This is a genomic window from Vibrio sp. 1580, from assembly GCF_033340055.1.
The window spans coordinates 1-500 of sequence record NZ_JAWOVT010000832.1 but is presented as its reverse complement, the minus strand read 5'-3'; the positions used below and the strand labels follow the sequence as shown (position 1 = coordinate 500).

Annotated in this window: 1 protein-coding gene; it reads right to left on the bottom strand. The window is 47.0% G+C overall.

Features of this window, described 5'->3' with window-relative positions; all coding sequences use genetic code 11:
- A partial coding sequence (locus R7093_RS28630; protein WP_318147463.1) for an OmpA family protein occupies positions 1–500 on the bottom strand: 500 nt, incomplete at both ends.

Here is a 500-nt window from a genome sequence, read left to right as displayed (position 1 = left end):
CCTACTACTGTTGCGGTCACACGTCGGTTCAAAGCATGGCTTACTTCGTCTGTTCCGGTTGTTGCTAAAACCGTATCGCCGTAGCCAACAATAGTAACTCGATCAGGAGTAATACCGTTTTGAAGCAGTGCCTTTCTTACGTTCTCTGCTCGGCGTTTGGAGAGATCCAAATTGTGCTCAGACCCTCCTGTGCGGCTCGCGTAACCTTGCAACTCAATGGATGTGCTTGGGTATTCTTTCAAGAAATCTGAGAGTTCTCGAATCTGCTTCGCGAAAACCGGGTTAATTTCATCTGAATCATTTGCAAATAACACTCGAATTTGCATTTGTTGTGATGAGTTTGCGTAAGATCCGCAGCCATCATTATCAATTTCTGCACCTAATGGTGTGCCTGGACATAAATCGCGCTGGTTAATGACACCGTCGCTGTCGTCATCTTGGTGGTCGGCCCATTGATCTGCAATAGGAGTGTCGATGTAATCGTATTCGTCGCCTCGCTC